Consider the following 430-nt stretch of genomic DNA (forward strand, 5'->3'; position numbering starts at 1 on the left):
CTATGAGGTTGCCAGCGCGCTTGCCGATGCCGAGATCGCCTCGGAAATCTACTCCACCGCCGGCAATTACGATCTGCTCGCCAAATTCTACGTCGACGACGAGGAAGACGTCGGCCATTTCGTCAATGAGAAGGTGCAGATTCTCCCCGGCATCAAGGACACGTTCACCGTCGTCACGTTTCGCGCTTTCTAGCCTGGAAACGCATTTGCCCGGGCACGAGGCAAAGGCTGATCAAGGTCATATTTCACCTGCCTCAATTTTAGGCAGGCGCAACATACTGATCGCCCGTATCTCCCAAATCACCGATTGCGCTTGATTTTCTCCGGCGACGTCAGTGAAATGGCGTCACAGGGGAGTATGCGATTGGCAGCGTTCGATGAAATGCTTCCGGAAATCTCCGGATTGAGAAGACCGTATTCGGCTTATGAT

Annotated in this window: 1 protein-coding gene; it reads left to right on the top strand. The window is 53.7% G+C overall.

Going from position 1 to position 430, the window contains the following annotated elements; all coding sequences use genetic code 11:
• Positions 1 to 193: Lrp/AsnC family transcriptional regulator (locus EN939_RS37670; RefSeq protein WP_164751669.1), on the top strand; the 193-nt coding region annotated here is incomplete at its 5' end.
• Positions 194 to 430: the final 237 nt, after the last annotated feature.

Origin of the sequence: Mesorhizobium sp. M7A.F.Ca.CA.002.05.1.1 (genome assembly GCF_003998335.1) — a bacterium.
In the GTDB taxonomy this organism is placed as follows: Bacteria; Pseudomonadota; Alphaproteobacteria; order Rhizobiales; family Rhizobiaceae; genus Mesorhizobium.